This window comes from Streptomyces sp. CB09001 (assembly GCF_003369795.1).
Taxonomy (GTDB): Bacteria; Actinomycetota; Actinomycetes; order Streptomycetales; family Streptomycetaceae; genus Streptomyces.
The window spans coordinates 1,955,256-1,977,958 of sequence record NZ_CP026730.1 but is presented as its reverse complement, the minus strand read 5'-3'; the positions used below and the strand labels follow the sequence as shown (position 1 = coordinate 1,977,958).

The 22,703-nt window shown below is 73.9% G+C and carries 14 protein-coding genes, 3 tRNA genes and 1 pseudogene; 7 read left to right on the top strand and 11 right to left on the bottom strand.

Translation table 11 applies throughout. The features are described 5' to 3' along the window. Nucleotides 1–20: 20 nt before the first annotated feature. The 4 genes and pseudogenes from C4J65_RS09240 to C4J65_RS09220 all read left to right on the top strand — a co-directional run bounded on the left by C4J65_RS09240 (nt 21) and on the right by C4J65_RS09220 (nt 5,970). Nucleotides 21–1,295, top strand: coding sequence for a deoxyguanosinetriphosphate triphosphohydrolase (locus C4J65_RS09240; protein ID WP_115741974.1), 1,275 nt, complete (start codon nt 21–23; stop codon nt 1,293–1,295). A gap of 140 nt (nt 1,296–1,435) precedes the next feature. Beyond that, on the top strand, nt 1,436–2,701 hold the full coding sequence (locus C4J65_RS09235) for an FAD-dependent oxidoreductase (protein WP_115741973.1): 1,266 nt from the start codon (nt 1,436–1,438) through the stop codon (nt 2,699–2,701). Between the two features lie 29 nt (nt 2,702–2,730). Then, nucleotides 2,731–4,656: a DNA primase gene (dnaG, locus tag C4J65_RS09230; protein ID WP_115741972.1), complete on the top strand. Its 1,926-nt coding sequence runs from the start codon at nt 2,731–2,733 to the stop codon at nt 4,654–4,656. Nucleotides 4,657–4,780: 124 nt separating this feature from the next. Further along, nucleotides 4,781–5,970, top strand: a pseudogene (locus C4J65_RS09220) (RNA polymerase sigma factor). A gap of 123 nt (nt 5,971–6,093) precedes the next feature. Here the strand turns inward: C4J65_RS09220 and C4J65_RS09215 are convergent. From C4J65_RS09215 to C4J65_RS09200, 4 genes are all read right to left on the bottom strand, one after another. Next, nucleotides 6,094–8,022 (bottom strand): ABC transporter ATP-binding protein, encoded by a 1,929-nt coding sequence (locus C4J65_RS09215; RefSeq protein ID WP_115741969.1) that lies wholly within the window; start codon nt 8,020–8,022, stop codon nt 6,094–6,096. Continuing rightward, nucleotides 8,022–9,755, bottom strand: a complete 1,734-nt coding sequence (locus C4J65_RS09210; protein WP_115741968.1) for an ABC transporter ATP-binding protein — start codon at nt 9,753–9,755, stop codon at nt 8,022–8,024. Before C4J65_RS09210 ends, C4J65_RS09215 begins: the two co-directional genes overlap by 1 nt. A 139-nt stretch (nt 9,756–9,894) precedes the next feature. Beyond that, on the bottom strand, nt 9,895–11,343 hold the full coding sequence (locus C4J65_RS09205) for an FGGY family carbohydrate kinase (protein ID WP_115741967.1): 1,449 nt from the start codon (nt 11,341–11,343) through the stop codon (nt 9,895–9,897). Nucleotides 11,344–11,386: 43 nt separating this feature from the next. Further along, nucleotides 11,387–11,692, bottom strand: coding sequence for a YtxH domain-containing protein (locus C4J65_RS09200; protein ID WP_162833092.1), 306 nt, complete (start codon nt 11,690–11,692; stop codon nt 11,387–11,389). Nucleotides 11,693–11,841: 149 nt separating this feature from the next. Between C4J65_RS09200 and C4J65_RS09195 the strand changes: the two genes are divergently transcribed. The 3 genes from C4J65_RS09195 (at nt 11,842) to C4J65_RS09185 (ending at nt 12,264) form a co-directional block, all read left to right on the top strand. Next, nucleotides 11,842–11,914 (top strand) — tRNA-Asn (locus C4J65_RS09195). Nucleotides 11,915–11,919: 5 nt separating this feature from the next. Next, a tRNA-Asn gene (locus tag C4J65_RS09190) sits at nt 11,920–11,992 on the top strand. Between the two features lie 198 nt (nt 11,993–12,190). After that, nucleotides 12,191–12,264, top strand: a tRNA-Ile gene (locus tag C4J65_RS09185). Between the two features lie 47 nt (nt 12,265–12,311). Here the strand turns inward: C4J65_RS09185 and C4J65_RS36305 are convergent. The 7 genes from C4J65_RS36305 to C4J65_RS09155 form a co-directional block, all read right to left on the bottom strand. Then, nucleotides 12,312–12,458, bottom strand: a complete 147-nt coding sequence (locus tag C4J65_RS36305) for a hypothetical protein (protein ID WP_205350977.1) — start codon at nt 12,456–12,458, stop codon at nt 12,312–12,314. Nucleotides 12,459–12,529: 71 nt separating this feature from the next. Beyond that, nucleotides 12,530–13,954: a GAF domain-containing protein gene (locus C4J65_RS09180; protein WP_115741965.1), complete on the bottom strand. Its 1,425-nt coding sequence runs from the start codon at nt 13,952–13,954 to the stop codon at nt 12,530–12,532. A 60-nt stretch (nt 13,955–14,014) separates the two neighbouring features. Then, a complete protein-coding gene (locus tag C4J65_RS09175) occupies nt 14,015–15,097 on the bottom strand; it encodes a rod shape-determining protein (RefSeq protein ID WP_115741964.1) in 1,083 nt (360 codons plus the stop codon). 169 nt (nt 15,098–15,266) lie between these two features. Continuing rightward, on the bottom strand, nt 15,267–19,340 hold the full coding sequence (locus C4J65_RS09170; protein ID WP_115741963.1) for an SAV_2336 N-terminal domain-related protein: 4,074 nt from the start codon (nt 19,338–19,340) through the stop codon (nt 15,267–15,269). After that, a complete protein-coding gene (locus C4J65_RS09165) occupies nt 19,340–20,365 on the bottom strand; it encodes a MoxR family ATPase (protein ID WP_115746364.1) in 1,026 nt (341 codons plus the stop codon). Before C4J65_RS09165 ends, C4J65_RS09170 begins: the two co-directional genes overlap by 1 nt. A 130-nt stretch (nt 20,366–20,495) precedes the next feature. After that, nucleotides 20,496–22,160 carry a trypsin-like peptidase domain-containing protein gene (locus C4J65_RS09160; protein WP_115741962.1) on the bottom strand — a complete coding sequence of 555 codons (1,665 nt, stop codon included), beginning with the start codon at nt 22,158–22,160 and terminating at the stop codon, nt 20,496–20,498. Next, the gene (locus tag C4J65_RS09155) at nt 22,157–22,618 is read right to left on the bottom strand and encodes a CU044_2847 family protein (protein WP_115741961.1); all 462 of its coding nucleotides are present in this window, start codon (nt 22,616–22,618) and stop codon (nt 22,157–22,159) included. Before C4J65_RS09155 ends, C4J65_RS09160 begins: the two co-directional genes overlap by 4 nt. Nucleotides 22,619–22,703: the final 85 nt, after the last annotated feature.

Here is a 22,703-nt window from a genome sequence, read left to right as displayed (position 1 = left end):
TTCCGCATACTGTTCACGGCATGGAAGGCACCGCACCCCCCAACCCGTACGACCCCACGTCAGTGGCCCGCTACGCCCCCGAGCCGGACAAACGCCCCGGCCGCACCGCCTTCCAGCGCGACCGCGCCCGCATCCTGCACTCCGCCGCGCTGCGCCGCCTCGCCGGGAAGACGCAGGTCGTCGCGCCGGGGGAGGGCAGCCCCGTCTGGGACGCCAGCCCCCGCACCCGCCTCACGCACTCCCTGGAGTGCGCCCAGGTCGGCCGGGAGCTGGGCGCCGCACTCGGGTGCGACCCGGACCTCGTCGAGGCGGCCTGCCTCGCGCACGACCTGGGCCACCCGCCCTTCGGTCACAACGGCGAACAGGCGCTCAACGCCTTCGCCGAGGACTGCGGCGGCTTCGAGGGCAACGCCCAGTCGCTCAGGCTCCTCACCCGCATCGAGCCCAAGCGGTTCACCGAGGACGGCTCCGTCGGGCTCAACCTCACCCGCGCCGCGCTCGACGCCGCCACCAAGTACCCGTGGCCCCGCGGTGCCCACCCCTCCGTCCCCGCCTCGCCCAAGTTCGGGGTGTACGACGACGACCGGCCCGTCTTCGAGTGGCTCCGCAAGGACGCCCCCGGCGCCCGTACCTGCTTCGAGGCCCAGGTCATGGACTGGGCCGACGACGTCGCGTACTCCGTGCACGACGTCGAGGACGGCCTGCACGCCGGTCACATCGACCCGAACTGCCTGCTCGCCGACCCCGAGCGCGAGGCCGTGTTCGACGTCGCCGTCGGACGTTACGTCCCCGCCGGCACCGACCACGCCGAACTCGCCGCCGCCCTCGACCGCCTCCTCGCCCAGGACTGGTGGCCGCACGGATACGACGGCTCGGCGGTCGCCCAGGCCCGGCTGAAGGACGCCACCAGCCAGCTCATCGGCCGTTTCTGCCTGGCCGCCGAGACCGCCACCCGGGCCGCGTACGGGGACGGCCGGCTCACCCGGTACACCGCCGAGCTGGTCGTGCCCCGCGAGACCCGCCTGGAGTGCGCCGTCCTCAAGGCGGTCGCCGTCCGCTACGTCATGCAGCGCACCGAGCAGGAGCGGCTCCGCGCCGACCAGCGGATCGTTGTCGCCGAGCTGGCCGAGGCGCTCACCGCCCGCGCGCCGGACGGGCTCGACCCCCAGTTCCGCGCGCTGTTCGACGGGGCCGCCGACGACCGGGCCCGCAAACGGGTGATCGTCGACCAGATCGCCTCCCTCACGGACGCCTCGGCCCGCTCGCTTCACGCCCGCCTGACGGGGCATCCATGAGACTGGCGGCGGGACGGGCATGGCCCGAACATGGCCCGGATCGCGGCACTCCGTGGCCTGATCGGGTCACTGCCCCTTCCCGCACCACGCCGCGTGCGGGACGCTCGCATGTGGCGGCACCCTGACGAGGAGGCAAACAAGTGGTCGACGCGGATCAGACATTCGTCATCGTCGGAGGCGGCCTGGCGGGCGCGAAGGCGGCGGAGACGCTCCGCACGGAGGGCTTCACCGGCCGGGTGATCCTCGTCTGCGACGAACGCGACCACCCCTACGAGCGCCCGCCGCTGTCCAAGGGCTACCTCCTGGGCAAGGAGGAGCGCGACAGCGTCTTCGTGCACGAGCCCGCCTGGTACGCGCGGCACGACATCGAGCTGCACCTCGGCCAGACCGTCGTCGCGATCGACCGCGCCGCCAAGACCGTCCACTACGGCGACGACGGCACCCACGTCAGGTACGACAAGCTGCTCATCGCGACCGGCGCCGAGCCCCGTCGCCTGGACGTCCCCGGCACCGGCCTCGCGGGCGTCCACCACCTGCGCCGCCTGGCCCACGCCGAGCGCCTCAAGGGCGTCCTCGCCTCCCTCGGCCGGGACAACGGACACCTGGTGATCGCCGGCGCGGGCTGGATCGGCCTGGAGGTCGCGGCCGCGGCCCGCGAGTACGGTGCGGAGGTCACCGTCATCGAGCCCGCCCCCACCCCACTGCACGGTGTCCTCGGTCCCGAGCTGGGCGCCGTCTTCGCCGAGCTGCACGAGTCGCGCGGCGTCCGCTTCCGCTTCGGCGTGAAGCTGACCGAGATCGTCGGCCAGGACGGTGTGGTGCTGGCCGCCCGCACCGACGACGGCGACGAGCACCCCGCGCACGACGTGCTCGCCGCCATCGGCGCCGCCCCGCGCACCGCGCTCGCCCAGGCCGCCGGGCTGGAGATCGCCGACCGCGCCCACGGCGGCGGCATCGTCGTCGACGACCACCTGCGCACCTCCGACCCCGACGTCTACGCCGCCGGTGACGTCGCCTCCTTCCACCACGCCCTCTTCGACACCAGCCTGCGCGTGGAGCACTGGGCCAACGCCCTGAACGGCGGGCCGGCCGCCGCCCGCGCGATGCTCGGCAGGGGCCTCGCCCACGACCGCGTGCCCTACTTCTTCACCGACCAGTACGACCTGGGCATGGAGTACTCCGGCTGGGCGCCGGCCGGGTCGTACGACCAGGTGGTGATCCGCGGGGACGCGGCGAAGCGCGAGTTCATCGCCTTCTGGGTGAAGGAGGGCCGGGTGCTGGCCGGGATGAACGTCAACGTGTGGGACGTCACGGAGCCGATCCAGCAGCTGATCCGCTCGAAGTCCCAGGTGGACACGGAGGCCCTGGCGAACCCGCACGTATCGCTCGAAAGCCTCGTCGCATAGTTGTCGTACCGTCCCCGTAGACTTCACGCGTGGCAGGACGGATCAACGACGAGGACGTGAAGGCGGTACGGGACGCGGTCCCGATCGACGCCGTCGTCTCGGAGTACCTCCAGCTGCGCAACGCGGGCGGCGGCAACCTGAAGGGGCTGTGCCCGTTCCACGACGAGAAGTCGCCGTCCTTCCAGGTCAGTCCGGGCAAGGGGTTCTTCCACTGCTTCGGCTGCCAGGAGGGCGGCGACACCATCACGTTCGTGATGAAGATCGACCACCTCACCTTCTCGGAGGCGGTCGAGCGCCTGGCCGGCCAGGCCGGCATCACCCTGCGCTACGAGGAGGGCGGGTACAACCCGACCCACCAGCGCGGTGAGCGCATCCGCCTGGTCGAGGCCCACAAGATCGCCGCCCAGTGGTACGCGGAGCAGCTGGCGACCGGCCCCGAGGCGGACACCGGCCGCGGCTTCCTCGCCGACCGCGGTTTCGACCAGGCCGCCGCCGAGCACTTCGGCGTCGGCTACAGCCCCCAGGGCTGGGACCACCTCACCCGCTTCCTGCGCGGCAAGGGCTTCAGCGACAAGGAGCTGCTGCTCTCCGGCCTCGCCCAGGAGGGCCGCCGCGGCCCCATCGACCGCTTCCGCGGCCGGCTGATGTGGCCCATCCGCGACATCGGCGGCGACGTCGTCGGCTTCGGCGCCCGCAAGCTCTACGAGTCGGACAACGGCCCGAAGTACCTGAACACCCCCGACACCGCGATCTACAGGAAGTCCCAGGTCCTCTACGGCATCGACCTCGCCAAGAAGGACATCGCGAAGGCGTCCCGGGCCGTCGTCGTCGAGGGCTACACCGACGTCATGGCCTGCCACCTCGCCGGGGTCACCACCGCCATCGCCACCTGCGGCACCGCTTTCGGCGGCGACCACATCAAGATCCTGCGCCGGCTGCTGATGGACAACGGCTCGGCCCGCGTCATCTTCACCTTCGACGGCGACGCGGCCGGACAGAAGGCGGCCCTGCGCGCCTTCGAGGACGACCAGAAGTTCGCCGCCGAGACCTACATCGCCATCGCCCCCGACGGCATGGACCCCTGCGACCTGCGCCTGGCCAAGGGCGACGACGCCGTCGCCGACCTGGTCGAGCCGCGCACCCCGCTCTTCGAGTTCGCGCTGCGCCAGATCGTGGCCCGCTACGACCTGGACACCCCGGCCGGCCGCGCCTCGGCCCTGGACGAGGCCGCCCCCGTCGTCGCCCGCATCAAGAACAGCGGCGCCCAGCACGAGGTCGCCGTGCAGCTCGCCGGCATGCTCGGCATCCTCGACACCCAGTTCGTGGTCAAGCGGATCGCCCAGCTGGCCCGCTGGGCCCGCGACCGGGGCGGCAAGGGCCCCGCCCCCGACCAGCGGCAGCGCGGCGGCGCCCCGCAGCAGCAGGCCGGACCCGGGACGGCCACCCCCCGGGGCCCGGCCCTCAACCTCCGCAACCCGGTCTTCGCCACCGAACGCGAGCTGCTCAAGCTCGCCCTCCAGTGCCCCGAGCTGGTCTCCCCGGCCTTCGACGCGTACGGCGTCGACGAGTTCACCGCCCCGCCCTACGCCGCCGTACGCGAGGCGATCATGGAGGCGGGCGGCGCCGAGTTCGGCGTCCAGGACCCGCAGGACTACCTGGTCCGGGTCCGCGAGGCCGCCCCCGACGACGCCGTCCGCGCCACGGTCACCGAGCTCGCGGTCGAGGCGATCATGCTGCACCGCGGTGTGAAGGGCGTCGACGAGGTCTACGCGGGTGCCCAGCTCGTCACGGTCCGCCGCCGGGCCGTCGAGCGCCGCATCCGCGACATCACCGGCCGCCTCACCCGCCTGTCCGGCCACGGCGACCCCGCCGAACTGGCCGCCGTGCAGAACGAGCTGTGGATCCTCCAGCAGTACGACCAGAACCTGCGCGAACACGGCGCCGCCGCGCTCTAGGACCGGCGGGGGGAACACCCGCGGGTAACCGTGCGGTCACGCCCCGGACGCAAAAAGTCACCGCACGCCCCTCGTGGCGGCGATGTGTCGTACCCCACACTGGGGGCGGTACCTGAGTGCACGCGTGCGAGGCGGACAGCGGCGAGCGAGCCGGCTCCGCCCCCGACGTACCGCCGCCGGCCCCCGCCGGCCGCGTCCATCCTGGAGGTCGCCCCCGTGCAGACCCAGACCCTCACCCAGACCGACACCGGTGCCGGCGGCGCGGAGCCGGACGCGGAGCGCGGTGTGCTCCTCGCGATGCCCGCGCGGCCCGGTGCCGGAGCGGCGGTGCCCCACCCCGGCGCCCCCGCGGACGTGCCCGAGCACCCGGAACCGCCGCCGCCCACCCGTACGGAGTCCGGCGGCCCCTCCTCCGACCTGTTCCGGCAGTACCTGCGCGAGATCGGCCGGATTCCGCTGCTGTCCGCCGCCGAGGAGGTCGACCTCGCCCGGCGGGTGGAGGCCGGACTGTTCGCCGAGGAGAAGCTGCGGCGCACCCCCGACCTGGACAGCCGCCTCGCCCTCGACCTCGACCGGCTCGTCGTCATGGGCCGGCTCGCCAAGCGCCGCCTGATCGAGGCCAACCTGCGGCTCGTGGTGTCGGTGGCCAAGCGGTACGTCGGCCGCGGGCTGACCATGCTGGACCTGGTCCAGGAGGGGAACCTGGGCCTGATCCGGGCGGTCGAGAAGTTCGACTACGCCCGGGGCTACAAGTTCTCCACCTACGCCACCTGGTGGATCCGCCAGGCCATGTCCCGTGCCCTGGCCGACCAGGCCCGCACCATCCGCGTCCCCGTCCACGTCGTGGAGCTGATCAACCGGGTCGTCCGCGTCCAGCGCCGGATGCTCCAGGAACGCGGCTACGAGCCCACCCCGCAGGAGGTCGCCGCCCACCTGGACCTGGCGCCCGAGCGCGTCGGCGAGGTGCTGCGCCTGGCACAGGAGCCGGTGTCGTTGCACGCCCCGGTCGGCGAGGAGGACGACGTCGCCCTCGGTGACCTCATCGAGGACGGCGACGCCGCCAGCCCCGTCGAGTCGGCCGCGTTCCTGCTGCTGCGCCAGCACCTGGAGGCGGTGCTCTCCACCCTCGGCGAGCGCGAACGCAAGGTCGTCCAGCTCCGCTACGGCCTGGTCGACGGCCGCCCCCGCACCCTGGAGGAGATAGGCCGCCTCTTCGGCGTCACCCGCGAACGCATCCGCCAGATCGAGTCCAAAACCCTCAACAAACTCCGCGACCACGCCTACGCGGACCAACTGAGGGGCTACCTGGACTGAGGCGCGGGGGCCGCTGCCGCGCCGCAGCCGCGGGCAATCGTGCCTCCCCCAGTGCCTGAACGGCCTGGGAGGTACCCCCACGGCGGCACGGGTGGGCGCGGCACCCCGACGCCGGGCAACGGCCTAACCCACCTCGGCCACAGCCTCCGCGAACTGAGCCTTGTACAACCGCGCGTACGCCCCGTCCGCGGCCAGCAGCTCCGCATGCGCCCCCTGCTCCACGATCGCCCCGTCCTCCATCACCAAAATCGTGTCCGCGTCCCGAATCGTCGACAGCCGGTGCGCGATCACGAACGACGTCCGCCCGTGCGCCAGCTTCGCCATCGCCTTCTGGATCAGCACCTCCGTCCGGGTGTCCACGGACGACGTCGCCTCGTCCAGCACCAGGATCACCGGGTCGGACAGGAACGCCCGCGCGATGGTGATCAGCTGCTTCTCGCCCGCGCTCACCCCCGTGCCCTCGTCGTCGATCACCGTGTCGTAGCCGTCGGGCAGCGTCCGTACGAACCGGTCGGCGTGCGCGGCCCGCGCGGCCTCCTCGATCTCCCCGCGGGCGACCTCCCGCGACGCCCCGTACGCGATGTTCTCCGCGATGGTGCCGCCGAACAGCCAGGTGTCCTGGAGCACCATGCCGATGCCGGCCCGCAGCTCGTCCCGGGACATCTTCGCGATGTCGACGCCGTCCAGGGCGATCCGCCCGCCGGAGACCTCGTAGAACCGCATCAGCAGGTTGACCAGCGTGGTCTTGCCCGCGCCCGTCGGGCCGACGATGGCGACCGTGTGGCCCGGCTCCACCTTCAGCGACAGGTCCTCGATCAGCGGCTTCTCGGGGTCGTAGCGGAAGGACACGTGCTCCAGTTCCACCCGGCCGCGCAGGTCCTCGGGCCGGGCGCCCGGGATCGGGTCCGCCGACTGCTCCTCGGCGTCCAGGAGTTCGAAGACCCGCTCCGCCGACGCCACGCCCGACTGCACCAGGTTCGCCATCGACGCGACCTGCGTCAGCGGCATCGAGAACTGCCGGGAGTACTGGATGAAGGCCTGCACGTCGCCGATGGACAGCTGGCCCGAGGCCACCCGCAGCCCGCCGACCACCGCGACCAGCACGTAGTTCAGGTTGGACACGCACATCATCAGCGGCTGCATGATCCCGCTGTTGAACTGCGCCTTGAACCCGGCCTCGTACAGCGCGTCGTTCTGCTCGGCGAACTGCTTCGCCGACTCCTCCTGGCGCCCGAACACCTTCACCAGCGCGTGCCCGGTGTACATCTCCTCGATGTGCGCGTTCAGCTGCCCCGTCGAGCGCCACTGCTGCACGAACTGCGGCTGCGACCGCTTGCCCACCCGCGTGGCCACCACGAACGACAGCGGCACGGTCACCAGCGCGACCAGCGCCAGGATCCAGGAGACGTAGAACATCATCGCCAGCACGCCGATGATGGTGAGCAGCGAGTTGATCAGCTGGCCCATCGACTGCTGAAGCGTCTGCCCGATGTTGTCGATGTCGTTGGTGGCGCGGCTGAGCACCTCGCCGCGCTGGCGCTTGTCGAAGTAGGACAGCGGCAGCCGGGACAGCTTCGTCTGGACGTCCTCGCGCAGCCGGAACATGGTCCGGTTCACCGCCCGGTTCACCAGGCGGGTGGCCACCGCCATCAGCAGACCCGCCACCGCGAACGTCGCCAGCGCGAGCAGCAGCACCTCGCCGACCGCGCCGAAGTCGATGCCCTGGCCCGGGGTGAAGTCCGTGCTGCGGAGCATGTCGGCGACGTTGCCGTCACCGCGCTCGCGCATGTTGTCCAGGACCTGCTCCTTCGTGGCCCCGGACGGCATGTCCCGCCCGACGATGCCCGCGAAGACCAGGTCGGTGGCCCGGCCGAGGATCTTCGGCCCGACCACGTTGAGGCCGACGCTGACGACCACGCACGCCAGCAGCGTGAACAGCGTCGCCCGCTCCGGCCGGAACTGGGAGACGAGCCGTTTGCTCGACCCCTTGAAGTCCATCGATCGCTGGTCGGGGCCGCCCCCGGCCATCATGCGACCCGCAGGCCCGGCCATCAGGCAGCCTCCGCTTCCGTCAGCTGGGAGAGCACGATCTCCCGGTAGGTCTCGTTGTCCGCCATCAGCTCGTGGTGCCGGCCCACGCCGACCACCCGCCCCTCGTCCAGCACGACGATCCGGTCCGCGTCCCTGATGGTCGACACCCGCTGCGCCACGATCACCACGGTCGCCTCGGCGGTCTCCTGCGCCAGCTCCGCCCGCAACGCCGCGTCGGTGGCGTAGTCGAGGGCGGAGAAGGAGTCGTCGAAGAGGTAGATCTCCGGGCGCTGGACCAGCGTCCGCGCGATCGCGAGGCGCTGGCGCTGACCGCCCGACACGTTGGTGCCGCCCTGCGCGACCGGCGCGTCGAGCCCGCCCTCCAGCTCGGAGACGAAGTCCTTGGCCTGCGCCACCTTCAGCGCGTGCCACAGCTCCTCGTCCGTGGCGTCCGGATTGCCGTAGCGCAGATTGGTCGCGACGGTGCCGGCGAAGAGGTACGGCTTCTGCGGTACCAGGCTCACCACCTTGGCCAGCGTCTTCGGGTCGACGGTCCGCACGTCCACCCCGTCGACCAGGACCTCGCCCTCGGTGGCGTCGAAGAGCCGGGGGACCAGGCCCAGCAGGGTCGACTTGCCGCTGCCGGTCGAACCGATGACGGCGGTCGTCTCGCCGGGCTTGGCGACCAGGGCGATGTTCCTGAGCACCGGCTCCTCGGCACCGGGGTAGCGGAAGCCCGCCTCCCGGATCTCCAGGTGTCCGTGCCTGCGCAGCTCGGTGACCGGTGCCACCGGCGGCACCACGCTGCTCTCGGTCTCCAGGACCTCCTGGATGCGCTCGGCGCACACCTCCGCGCGCGGCACCATCATGAACATGAAGGTGGCCATCATCACGGACATGACGATCTGCATCAGGTAGGCGAGGAACGCCGTCAGGTCGCCGATCTGCATCCCGCCGCTGTCGATCCGGTGGGCGCCGAACCACACCACCGCGATCGACGAGAGGTTCACCACCGTCATGACCACCGGGAACATCAGCGCGAGCAGGTTGCCGGTGCCGAGGGCCACGTCGGTCAGCTCGGTGTTGGCCTTCCGGAACCGCTGCTGCTCGTACTCGTCGCGCACGAAGGCGCGGATGACGCGGTTGCCGGTGATCTGCTCGCGCAGCACCCGGTTCACCGTGTCCAGGCGCACCTGCATCTTCCGGAACAGCGGGCGCAGCTTCCGCACGATCAGCGTGACGCAGACCGCCAGCACCGGCACGACCCCGAGCAGCACCCCGGACAGCGGCACGTCCAGGCCGAGCGCCATCACGATGCCGCCCACGCACATGATCGGCGCCGACACCATCAGCGTGAACGTCATCAGGGCCAGCATCTGGACCTGCTGCACGTCGTTGGTGGTCCGGGTGATCAGCGAGGGCGCGCCGAAGTGGCCGACCTCGCGCGCCGAGAAGGACTGCACCCGGTCGAAGACCGCACCGCGCACGTCCCGGCCGAGGGCGGCCGCGGTGCGCGCCCCGTAGAAGACCGCACCGATGTTGCAGACCACCTGGGCCAGCGAGATGCCGATCATCAGGGCGCCGTAGCTCAGGATGTAGCCCGAGTCACCCTTCACGACGCCTTCGTCGATGATGTCCGCGTTCAGGGTCGGCAGGTACAGGGAGGCGCAGGTCTGCAGGAACTGCAGCGCCACCAGCAGGGCGATGGGTCTCTTGTAGGGCCTGAGATAGGTCCGCAGTAGTCGTATGAGCACACTGAGTCTCTCGGAGTCGGCGACAGGGGCCGCGGTTGGTTGCCCCTGGCCCCTATCGTCGGACACTCCACCCGCGTTACCTCAACCGATTAACCCAAGAGCGCGGCAAATTCCGGCCTACGAGCGGTAAGCGCCGGCGTCAGAGCGCGCCCGGGTGCGTCTGCTCGCGCACCGACACGTACTGCTGGCGCACCGCCTGCCCCACCGCCAGCTCCGCACCCGGCTCCAGCACCTGCGCCACCGCGCCCTGCCAGACCGGGGGAGTGCGCGGGTCGAGGGTGCCCTGGGAGACGCCCAGCGCCCAGGCCGCCTGCCGGGCCGAGCCCATCGCCGCGTAGTCCGCCGGCTGCGGCACGACGACCTGCGTCCCGAACAGCGCGGGCGCCGCCGCCTGCACGGCCGGCAGCTCGGCCGCCGCACCCAGCAGGAACACCCGCCGTACGTCCACACCCCGGCCGCGCAGCACGTCCAGGGCGTCGGCGAGACCGCACAGCATGCCCTCGAACGCGGCCCGCGCCAGGTGCTCCGGCCGCATCGACTCGCGCCTGAGCCCGGCCAGCGTGCCCGCGGTGTGCGGCAGGTTCGGCGTCCGCTCGCCCTCCAGATAGGGGAGCAGCACCAGCCCGTGCGCGCCGGGTGTCGACTTCATGGCCAGCTCGGACAGGCTCTCCAGGTCCGGCACGCCGAGCAGTTCGGCGGTGCCGCGCAGCGCCCGTACGGCGTTCAGGGTGGTGACGACCGGCAGATGCATGCCGGTGGCGTCCGCCAGGGCGGTGATCATCCCGGACTGGTCGACGAGCGGCTCGGTGTGCACGGCCATCACGGACCCGGAGGCGCCCAGCGACACCACCGCGTCGCCGAGACCGATCCCGAGTCCGAAGGCGGCGGCCTGGGTCTCCCCGGTCCCCGCGGAGATCAGCAGCCCCTCCGGCGTCGTACCGGCCGCGTCGGCCGGGCCGATCACCTCCGGCAGGATCGCCTGGTGCCCGAGCGCCAGCTCGACCAGATCCGGCCGGTAACCGCCGGTCGCCGCCGACCAGTACCCGGTGCCCGACGCCCCGCCCCGGTCCGTGGTCCGCCGGACGGGCCGCCCGAGCAGCTGCCACACCAGCCAGTCGTGGGCCTGGAGCAGTACGGCGGTCCGCGCGGCGGCCTCCGGCTCGCTCCGTGCCAGCCAGCGCAGCTTCGTCACCGGCTGCCCGGTCTGCGGCACCGAACCCACCGCCTGCGCCCACGCCTCACGCCCGCCGAGCGCGTCGATCAGGTCGGCCGCCGCCACCTGGGAGCGCTTGTCGCCCCCGACCATGGCCGGGCGCACGGTGTTGCCCTGCGTGTCCAGCGGCACGACCGAGTTGGCCTGCGCCGACACGCCGATGGCCTGCACGCCCTCGAGGAGCCCGCCGCCGGCCGCCTCCCCGAGGGACAGCAGCCAGGCCTGCGGATCGACGTCCGCGGGCCGGCCGCCGCCCTCGGGGCTCTCCAGCGGGTGCGGTGCGTAGCCCTGGCGCAGCACGGCGCCCGTGTCCGAATCGCAGACGACGATACGAGTGAAATCGGGCGAACTGTCCAACCCGGCGACTATCCCCATACCCGAAATTCTGCCGCACCGGCCGAGGTGCCCGCACCGCGCCTCAGGTGTTGCTGGTGCCCCAGTCGTCGGGACCGCTGCCGTTGCTGCCGCGGTCCCGCAGCGAGCGGACCCGGTGGGCCACCGAGTCGGGCATGCGGTCACCGACCCTGTCGCTCACCACGTGGTACGCCTTGTCGGCGAAGTGCCTGCCCTGCTGGGCGGCGGACTCCGCGGTGTTGCGCACGGCCGGGTTCTGCGCGACCTGCTGCGCGGACTTCCGCAACTGCTCGTAACGCTCCCGCCCGGCCTTCGTGCCGAGCACGTAACCCACCGCTAGTCCGACGACGAACGTGAGCCGGTAACGCATGGCGGCCACCCTTCCCTTCACTGGCTCCGGGGGTGCTGGCGAGTACCGATTGGCGGAGCACCCCCCTGCTTGCGCTAATGTATGTGTCGCAGCGAGCGCGCGCCCCCTGGCGAATACCCAGGCAGACGCGTTCGATGCGACACCGACATTCCTCGGTAGCTCAATTGGCAGAGCAGCCGGCTGTTAACCGGCAGGTTACTGGTTCGAGTCCAGTCCGGGGAGCTCGGTCCTCCGTAGCTCAATTGGCAGAGCAGCCGGCTGTTAACCGGCAGGTTACTGGTTCGAGTCCAGTCGGGGGAGCACCGTGAACGAGGACCCTTCGGGGTCCTTTTTCATGTGCCCCCCACGTGTTCTCAAGTCCCGGGAACCACGCGGCACGCTGCGGAGTCTTCAAGGTCATGAAGGCAGCCGTGGAAGCCGACCATCCGAGGCAGGAGATCGTATGAGCGGCTATGCTGCGGCAGACGGCGCGCACACGTGTACGCGACACGCCGCTATGGGGCGGTAGCTCAGCCGGTTAGAGCAGCGGACTCATAATCCGTCGGCCGTGGGTTCGAGTCCCACCCGCCCCACTCCGCGCCACCTCTGCAGAAACCTTCTGGCCCGTGGCGGCGCCGCCTCACGGGCCTTGTGTCTCCTCCGTGACGGTCTCGGCCTCGTCGTCCCGCTCGCCCTCCGCCTGGGAGGGAGTGGTGTGCGGCACGTCGGGGGTGTCCGGCTCGTCGTCGCGTTCGCCCTCGGCCTGGGACGGGGTCGGCTCGCTCATCGTGGTACCTCCTCCTGCCGGGCGGGTCACGGGACGAGTACCCCGTCCGGGAGACCGGCACCATCCGCCCGCTAGAGCGGCGCCCACCACGTGACCGTCGTCCCCCGCCCCTCGCCCCCGGCCCCCGTGCCGTCGTCGGCGACCCGCAGGCGCACCCCGTCCCGGCCCTCCGGCGAGGGGGCGGGCGTCTCGACGGTGACCTCGACGCGGGAGACGCCCGGGCGCGCGGACGCGTCGGCCAGGGCGTCGCGCAGGGCGGTGAGCAGGCGATCGGCGACCCCGTCGGGTACCCGGGCGTCGACCGGGCCCCTGAACTGCGTGGACGGCGCGGTGCCGAGCCGGGCGGCGGCGGAGGCGGTCTCGCGCAGGACCCGGCCGCGCAGGCCCGCCGGGGGGCTTGCCGGGGGCTGCTGGAGGGTCAGGATCGCGGTGCGGACCTCACGGACCGTGGAGCGCAGCTCGTCCACCGCCCGGCCGAGGAGGTCGCGGACGTCGTCGGCACCCGGGCGGCGCCGGGTGGACTCCAGCATCATGCCGGTGGCGAACAGCCGCTGCACCACCAGGTCGTGCAGGTCGCGGGCGATGCGGTCGCGGTCCTCGTACACCGCGAGCCGCTCCCGGCCGCGCCGGGCGTCGGCCAGGACCAGGGCGAGCGCCGCCTGCGAGGCGAACTGCGTCGCGAGCAGCCGCTCCAGGTCCGTGTACGGGCGCCCGCCGCGGCGGCGGGGCAGGGCGAGGGTGCCGATGAGCCGGCCGCCCGCCTGCAGGGGCAGCATCATGCTCGGCCCGAACCGGTGCCGTACGTGGGTCGTCATACGGGGATCGGTCGCCGAGTCCTCGATGAAGACCGGCTCGCCGCCCAGGAGCTGTTCCAGTACGGGGCTGCCCGGCGTGATGGTCGCGCCGACCATGCCGTCCGGGTCGTCGGGCGTGGAGGCGGTCACGATCGCCATGCCGCCCTCGGCGGTCGGATGCAGGATGACACCGGCGGAGGCGTCGGCGAGCAGCCGGGCCCGTTCGGCGACCGTGGTCAGCGCGTCATCAGCGCCCTCCTCGGTGAGCAGCGCGGTGGTGACGGCGGCCGCGCCCTCGATCCAGCGCTCCCGCTGCCGGGCGGTCTCGTACAGCCGGGCGTTGCCGATCGAGACACCGGCCTGCGTGGCCAGGACCCGTAGCAACTGCTCGTCCTCGACGGTGAACGGGGCGGCCCCGGCCCGCCCGGCCAGCCGCAGTTCGCCGAACTCCTCGTCCCGCACGTGGACCGGCATCCGCAGCAGGGGCGCGGTCCTTGGTACGGGGTCCGGGCCCGGGGTGCGGATCCCGGCGAGGCCGCCCGCGTCCGGGTCCGCGACGACCAGGTCGGCGCGGTCGGCGCCGGTCAGTTCGGCGGCACCGTCCACGATGTGCTGCAGGACGCCGCGCAGGTCCAGGGCGGTGCCGACGTCCAGCAGCGCCTCGAGGAGACGGGCCAGTCGGGGCGCGGGCTGCGCGGTCATGCGTCAGGCTTCCTCGGTTCCCGGGTTCCTCGGTTTCCTCGCTCGCCGCCCGGCGGCGGATCAGTCGGAGTCGGAGTGCGAGTCGGAGCCGGCGGTCGTCGGGTGCAGGACCAGCGGCTCCACCCGGCCCTCCAGCATGCTGCCGAGGCCCTGGACCGCGCACACGTCGGGCCGCTCCGCGATGTGCACCGGCATGCCGGTGGCCTGACGCAGCATCTGGTCGAAGCCCGGCAGCAGCGCGCTCCCGCCGACCATCATGATCCCGCGGTCGGCGAGATCCGCGACCAGGTCCGGCGGGCAGTCCCGCAGCACCTTGCCGATGCCGTCGAGCACGGCCGTCAGCGGCGTCTGGATGGCGTTGCGCACCGTGGCCGTGTCGACCCGCACACTGCGGGCCAGCCCCGTCGCCACGTCCCGGCCGTGGATCTCGGTGGACGCCGGCCCCTGCGGGGTCAGCCCGTTGCCGGACAGGGCGAGCTGCAGCGGGCGCACGGACTGGCTGGGCAGCACCAGCTCGTGCTGGTGGCGCAGCAGCTGCACGATCGCGTGGTCCACGGCCTCGCCGCCCACCGGAACGCGCACCGCGGTCACGATCGAGCCCAGGGAGAGCACCGCGACCTGCGTGGCGTGCGCGCCGCACACCATGATCATGGTCGCCTCGGGCTGCTCCACGGGCAGTCCGCAGCCGACCGCCGCCGCGATGAGCGTGTCGACGAGTTCCACGCGGCGCGCGCCGAGCCCGACCAGTGTCTCGATCGCCGCGCGCTGGGACAGCGGATCGGCGTCGTGCGGGGTGCAGACGGCGGCCCGCAGCCGGGGCTTGCGGCGCAGGTTGCGGCGGATGCGGTCGCCGAGCAGGTGGCGCAGCATCCGCTGGGCCATCTCGATGTCGACCACCGTGCCGCCGGAGACCGGTCGCACGACGCGGATGTAGCCGGGGGTGCGGCCGGTCATCTTCTCCGCGAACTCGCCGACCGCGATGAGCGCGCCCGTGCGGGTGTTGACCGCCGCGGCGGACGGCTGGTCGACGACGATCCCGGCACCCTTCACGTACACGCGGGTCCGCGCCGCGCCCAGGTCGACGGCGAAGTGGCAGCGGCGCAGCGCCTCCAGACTGGCGGTATTGGCAGTACTGGCGGTCATGGCGAATCCTCCCGAGAGCGCGGACCGTGCGGGGCCGCCCGGTGGCCGGCCTCTTAGGCACCGATCGTGCGCGGCCGCACGGGCGGGCGCCCGCTGGAGGGGGCCGGGCGGGGGGCCGCTGAACGAGGGGCGTGCCCGGCGCCACCCGGGTGGACCGCGCCCGGCCGGGTCAGTGGACGTCCGCCGCCGGACCGGGGCGCCCGCCGCCTTCGACCAGGTGGTACCAGCCGGTGTCGTCGGCCAGCGGGCGGAACAGGTCCGGCGGGAAGGCGGGCCCGTCCTGCCCCTCCTCGCGCACCTCGTCGTAGTACAGGGAGTCGGAGACGGCGACGACCGCCTGCGCGGAGGAGGCGTCCAGGACCGCGAGGACCGCATCGGCGTCGGCACGGCCCAGCGACTGCTCCCCGCCCCCGCCCAGCCCGAACTCCACCTGCCAGAACTCGATCCGAACCCGCAGGCCGGCCAGGCGGGTCAGCCGTCCGGGCAGACCCTCGACGGTCGCCCTCAGGAGCGGGGCGGCCTCGGCCCGCGGCGCCAGCCTTACCTGCGGGCCACCGGGTTCGTCCACCAGTTCGTAGGCGGCGGCGTCCGTCCCGCTGGCCGCCAGCAGGTCCGTGACCACGCCGTGCAGTGCCGTGCGGGCGTCGCGGTCCACCGGGCCGTCGGCGAGTGTGTACCGGGCACAGGCGCGGAAACCGGTGTCGAAGTCGGTCCCCGGCTCCTCGAAGTCCGGTTCCGCCGGCTCCCCTTCCTCCGGTTCCCGTTCGTCCGGCCCCGGACCCTCGTACGGTTCCGGTTCCGGTTCCGGTTCCGGTTCCGATTCCGGTCCCGGTTCCAGGCCCTCGGCCCGCAGCGCCTCCCGCAGCGCCGCCCGGCTCTCCGCCCGTTCCTCCCTCGCGTCCCGGTCCGCCGGGGCCTGTGCCGTGTCGTGCTCGGCGTCGTCGTCCAGCAGGGGCGTCCAGAGGCCGTCCTCCGTGGGGAAGGGGCCCTCCGGCAACTCGTCCGGCGCGGACACCGTCGACCCGGGGGCGTCCGGCTCCGCGGGATGCCGCTCGTACTCGGACCACGGCGGCGTGTCGTCCACCGGCTCGGCGTACTCCTCGCGCAGTTCCCGGCCCAGTGCCGTCAGGGCCGGGCTCCGCCCGCCGGACAGCTCGTACTCCTCGTACACCTCCAGCGCCTCCTCGCCCCGGCCCTGACGGCGCAGGGCGATCAGGTAGAGGCGGCGGAAGTCCTCCCGGTGCGGGTGGGCACGCAGCAGGCCGGACAGTTCGGTGGCGGCCCGGTCGTACTCGCCGAGGACCAGGTCCAGCTCGGCCCGCTTGGTGTGCAGGGCGAGCCGCAGCCGCAGCAGGCGGGTCCGGGCGGTGCGGGCGGCGGGGCCGGGCACGCCCGCGAGGGGCTCGGCGTCGCCCCACAGCGACAGCGCCCCGGTGACCAGGGAGTGCGCCTCGGTGAGCGCGCCCTCCAGCCGGGCCGCGTCGGCACGCCGTACCAGCTCGTCGCAGCGCACCAGGTCCAGCTCGTCGGCGCTGGTGTGCAGGGCGTAGCCGTGGGCGGCCGTGGCCAGGACGCCCGGGCCCAGGAGCTCCGCGAGCCGCTTCGCCAGCCGGGCCGCCTCGCCCCTCGGGTTGCGCGGCTCGTTGCCCGGGTCCCACAACCCCCACCGCAGCTCCTCGTGGGTCACCGTGCGGCCGTGCTTGAGGAGCAGCATGGCGAGCAGCGCCCGCACGTCCCGCGGCAGGTCGGACGGGCCGTGCGGGAGGCCGACCCGCAGCGCGCCGAGGGCGCGGTACCGGCGCGGCGCGTAGGCCTCGCGCGCCATGACGAGCAGCCCCGGGTCCCCGAGCAGTTCGAGGCCCTGGGCCTGGGCCGCCGACGAGGGAGACATCAGCTGGTCGAAGGCGTGCGCGTAGTGGATCCTGAGGGCGGTGGGCAGCCGGTCCAGGCGGCGGGAGTCGATCGGAACGGCAGGGCGCGAGGTCCCCGACGTCAACCGCAGCAGGACCTCGCACAGGGTGCGCAGGTCCGCGGAGCGGGTCCCCGGGCCCGTGGCCAGACCCGGTTCGAAGAGGCTGAGCCGGACCGTGCCGTCCGGCAGCAGGACCACCCGCGACGCCTCCAGGCCGCCGTGCGCGAGGCCCGCCCGGTGCAACGCGGTGAGCGCCCGGGCCAGCTGGGCCCCCACGGACACCGTCAGCGGCACCGGCAGCCGTCCGTCCCCGGACCGGGTGAGGGCACCCAGCGCTATGCCGTCGAGGTGCTCCATGACGACGTACGGGACGTCGCCCTCGATGCCCGCGTCGAGCACGGTCACCAGGTTCGGGTGGGAGACCCGCGTCAGCCGGCGCGCGTTGCGCAGGAACGCCTGGCGCGAGGCCGGGTCGGGGTCCGGGTCGTGCAGCCGGATCACCACCGTCCGGTTCGTCGGCACCGGGTGGGCCGCCGTCCCGTCCGGTGCGCTCCGGTCCGGTCCGGTGTCCTCCGCCAGCCAGATCCTCCCGGACGGGGTGAGCCGTCGCGTGGGCCGGTAGCGGGCGCCCAGGCCGGGCGGGAAGGGCGACGGGGCGGAGGGCCGCTCCCGCACGGTCAGCTGCCGGGCGCTCTCCTCGGTGATCGCCGCGAACGACGCGCTCCCGTCGGCCCGCTCGGTGCCCTCCCGGGAGGGGATCAGCGCGCGGAACTCGCCCGGCGAACGCCCGGCCCGGTCGTCGATCAGGCCGCCGGTGCGCAGCAGCAGGTCGTGGGTGCGGTTGCGGGCGGTGCGGGGCAGCCCGCGCAGGAGCAGCTCGCGCACGCCGGGGCGGAAGGCGTAGGAGCCGGGCGGCCCGGCGACCGTGGTGAGCAGTCCGCCGAGGATGACCTCGGCCAGGTGCTGGGGCCGCGGGTCCGGCTCGACCGCGGCCTGCACCAGCCGCATCACCGGCAGGTCGGGGCGCCCCAGCGCGAGGTGGCCGGCCAGCCGGTAGGCCTGCGGGGAGGCGCTGGCGCGGAAGCGCAGGACGAGCTCCCCGGGCGACAGCCGCGCGACGTCGGCGCGGTCGTCGGCGTCGGCCGGCAGCGGGCGGTGCAGCGCCGCGGCCGCGCCCGGGTACGCGGTGCCGCCCGGGCTCGCGACCAGTGCGGCCCAGTTCGCCAGCCACTCGGGCCCCGGCTCCAGCACCGGCACGTGCACGGTTGCCTCGGGGGCGCGGGGCGCGGCGGCGTCGTACGGCGTGAAGGCCAGCGAGGCGCTGGGCGCGGCCCGGTGCGGGGCCGACAGCCGGCCCGGGACCGGCGGCAGGGCGGTGTCCCGCCACAACTGCTCGGGCAGCGGCTGGAGCACCGCCAGGGGCGTGCGGCGCGCCCAGCGGCGCAGCGTGGCGAACCACCGGGTGCCGGCCGGGCCCTCGCGCCATTGCGGCCCCATGCAGTCGCTGATCAGCAGCGTCACCGTACGGCCGTCGGCGGGGATCTGGGCACCGTCGCCGCGGACGGTGCCGTCGGCCTCCGCGCGGTGCAGGGTGACGGTGCGGAAGACGCCCGACTGGGCCAGCGCGGCCTGCAGTTCGCGCACGAGGGGCTGCCAGACGGGCATCGTGGGACCCGCGTCGTGCACCAGATGCAGGCGCAGCCACCGTTCCCGTACCGGGCGCAGCACGGGCAGCCACCACTCCGGCCCGGCGCCGAGGCGCGCGATGCGGTCGGCGGTCGCGGCCTCGTCCACCTCGTGGCCGACGGGCGCGTCGGTACGGCGCTTCAGCGGACGCAGGGCACGCTGCAGCGCCAGCGTGTGGCGCAGCATCGGCGGCGCGGGCGCGAGCAGGGCGCTGTGCGGCTGTGCCGTCGAGGTGCCCGGGGCGGGGGCCGGGGACGGCAGGCGCAAGGGGGTGCGAGGGGCCTCGGACGGGGGAGTGGGCCGCCCCGGCCCGTCACCCCGCGGCCCTTGCCCCGGCTCCCGGCCCCGGTCCCGGTCCCGGCCCCGGTCTCGCTCCCGGCCCCGGTCTCGCTCCCCGTGCCGGTCCCGGTCCGGCTTCCGGCCCTGCTCCCGTTCCTGGCGCCGGTCCCCCTGGTGGTCCTGTCTCCGGCGCCCTTCCGGGGCCGGTGGCGGGTCCGCCGGGGTCTCCATCTGCCCGGCCAGCCACAGGAGTTCGGCCAGCTCCAGCGGTGTCGGGCGGGCACCGGTTGCCGTCGCCCGGCCGAGGAGGTCGGCCAGCCGGGGCAGCGGCGGCGGGTCGGGTGCGCCGGGGCGGTCGGTGGACATCAGAAGGCGTCGGGCTGCGCGGACCGGCCGAGGTAGGGCATCAGCTGCTCGGCCAGCTCGTCCAGGGAGTCGGCACCGAGCCCGGAGGAACGGGCCAGGTAGATGGCGTTGAGCAGCTGGTCCGTGGCAAGTTCGCCGCTGCCCACCCGGGACAGGAACCGGTGGATCAGCTGTCGTGCGTACCCGTCGGGCTCGCCCAGGTGGGCGCGGACGATCTCGGCGAGGTGGTCGTCGTCGGGCTGCCGCAGCCGCAGCGAGACGCAGCGGCGCAGGAAGGCGGGCGGGAACTCCCGCTCCCCGTTGCTGGTGAGGACGACGAAGGGGAAGGCGTTGCAGCGGACCCGGCCGCGCTCCACCGGCACCCGCTGGTCGGCGCCGTCGACCAGGACCTCGGTGTGGCCGTCGGGGATGTCCCGGGCGGCCCGGACGAGTTCGGGGATCTCGTACTGGCCCTCCTCCAGGACGTGCAGCAGGTCGTTCGGCAGGTCGAGGTCGCTCTTGTCGATCTCGTCGATGAGCAGGGCGCGCGGCCGGGCGTACGGCAGCAGGGCGGTGCCCAGCGGTCCCAGCCGCAGGTGGTCCTCGACGCCGGTGGCGGCGGCGGGGGCGTCGGGCGGCTGCGTGGTGTGGCGCGCCGCGTAGAGGCGGGAGAGCGGGTCGTAGGTGTAGAGGCCGTCGCCCAGGGTGCTGCGGCTGGTGATGTTCCACCGGAGGACGGGGCCGAGCCGCAGTTCACGGGCGACCGCGTAGGCGAGGGACGACTTCCCGGTGCCGGGCGGCCCGGTGACCAGCAGCGGACGGCGCAGGTACAGGGCCGCGTTGACCAGTTGCACCGTGTCCTCGGTGGCCTGGTAGGTCGCGGCCCGGTGGGCGCGGTCGGGCGAGGCGGCCGCGGTGTCGCCGTCCGCGTCCGGCGGATCGAGCACCGGGCCGCCGTCGAAGGCCCGCCAGGGCGGGGGCGGGGGCAGCCGGGTGATGCCGTCGTGGGGGGCAGGCGCGCCGGTGTAGACGGGCCACAGGGGCATGGGTTCTTCTCTCCGGGCGGTCGGTGCGGCGGTCGGTGCGATGGTGGTGGGTACGGCGGTCGGTACGCCGGTCGGTTCGGCGCGGTCGTGGTGCGTCGTGGTGCGTCGGTGCATGGGCGCGGCGGGGCGGTCAGCCGACCGGGGAGTGGAGCAGGGCGGGCGGCTCGGCGAAACAGCGGGGGTCGTCCCACAGGAGCTGGACGTCCCGCGCCCAGTGCTCCTCCGGGACCTCCGCCGCGTCCGCAGTCTCGCGCAGCTCCATGACCAGGCGGGGCAGTTCGGCCGGCGGCACGCCCGCCACCGACGCCGCCAGCTCGTCGAGGAAGGCCGCGCCGGAGCAGCGGCCGTCGGGCCCCTCCTCGCCGGGGCACTCCCGCAGCGGCCACAACAGCACCGGGACCGGCAGGTTGAGGCCGACCTCGAAGTACTCCGGCGCCGCCGAGGGCGGGGTGGCGAAACCGGCCAGCTCCGCGTCGTCCCGCAGCCGTTTGCGCAGCCCGGCCGGCCGCTCCCGGGTGGCGCAGTCCACGCGGTGCAGCGTGCCGCCCGTGCCGGACCCGAGCCGGTGCCACTTCTTGCGCAGCTGGTGGCGGAGGCGTCCGCTGCGGTGGCGGTACCGGTCGGTCACCACGAGCGGGTAGGCGCAGCCCAGCGGCGTGGAGTCGTCCTCCCCGCACGCCCAGTGCGCCACCGGTTCGTTCAGCCACTCGCGCGGGAGCACGAAGGTGAGCAGCTCGTCGGCGCCGGGATCGAGCTGGGTGAACGCCTCGTCGATGCGTTCCTGGACGAAGGACCGCACCGCGCCGCGGGCCAGCCGGCGCGAACCCACCGGGCGGCGCCGGCCGTCCCGGTAGGCGGACACCTCGACGGTGACCTGGTCGGCACCGGCGCCGCTGCGGTCGATCTCCACGACGATGGGCGACCAGGTCGCGGGGCGCGGCGCCGGATCGGGCGGGGCGTGCAGCCGCTCCGTCAGCCGGTCGGCGAACCGGGCCACGGCCGCCGGGTCCGGCACCTCCCACTGCACGTAGGCGGCGGCCTCCCGCAGGGAGCCGAAACCGCCCTCCGGCAGCGGCGGGTCGAACGCGTCCATGGCGGACGCGTACAGCCGGTCCGGGTCGCAGTCCAGGCCGCCCTCCTCGGCCCGGCGCACCAGCGCGTACAGCCGCCTGCGGGCGTCCGCCCGGTGGCCCGGGGTGGGCACCAGCTCGCCCAGCTCCGGCCAGTAGCGCGCCATGACCTCGACGGGCAGCATCCTGCCGACCCGTACGTCCCGGGCCCCGGCCACCGCGGAGACCATGCCGACGACCGTGCCGTCGGCCAGTGTCAGCGCCGCCCCGCTGAACCCGGCGGCCAGCGGCTGCCCGTGCGCCGTGACGGCCTCCAGCTGGACCCACTCGTCGGAGATGAGGGGCCCGGGCAGGGCGCGGTAGGAGGCGAGCATGCCCTCGTCGTACCCCTTGGGGAAGCCGTAGGCGATCAGCTCGGGGACGGGGGCGGTCCGCTCCGTGCCGGGCCGGGCGAAGACGGCCGGGGCGAGCGGCACCTCCCGGTCCAGCTCCAGTACCGCCAGGTCGCCGAGGTCGGCGGCGCCCTCCCGCCAGCCGCCGTGCACGGCGACCGTGCCGGACAGCTCGCCCAGCTCCCGGCGGCCCGGGAAGGTCACCGTCACCGGCGCGCGGTCGGCCCACCGGACGACATGGGCGCAGGTGAGCAACCGGCGGGCGGAGACGAGGAATCCGGCGCCGACCTCCCTGCCGCATTCGACGCGGGCGTGCCACGCGGCACCGCTCATGACAGCGCGGCGGCGTCCGGGGTCTCGGGACCCGCCGGGGACGGCCGCGACCCGGGACGCGCCGCGGCGGGCCCTGGCTCGGGGCCCGCCGGGGCGGCCTCCGGCGACCAGCTCAGTCTCACCACCAGGTGGCCCTCGGCCGAGCCCTTCGCGATGACGGCGCCGGCCTCCGCGCTCAGCTTCACCCCGAACTCCAGCTCGACCGCGTCGGGTCGGAGCGAGCCGTCCCGGAAGACGCGCAGCGCGGACGCGGCCGCCGCCCGCACGCCGTCCAGGGAGTCCTCGAAGGTGCGGGCCGCGCGGGCCGGACCGTCGCCGCGCGAGACCAGCCGCGCCCCGTCCTCGTCCTCGACACCCTCGACGACCACCCGCACGCCGTCCTCGGTCTTGAACTCGACCAACCCGTCCATGACGCCGCTCGCTCCCCGTGTGCCGTACGTGTCCGTGCGCAGCACCATTGTGACGGACGGTACTTGGCCGTGTCCCGCCCCGCGCCGCCGGCTTGTCCCGCCGCTGGCGGAAAGCCGCCAGGGCGACTAACCG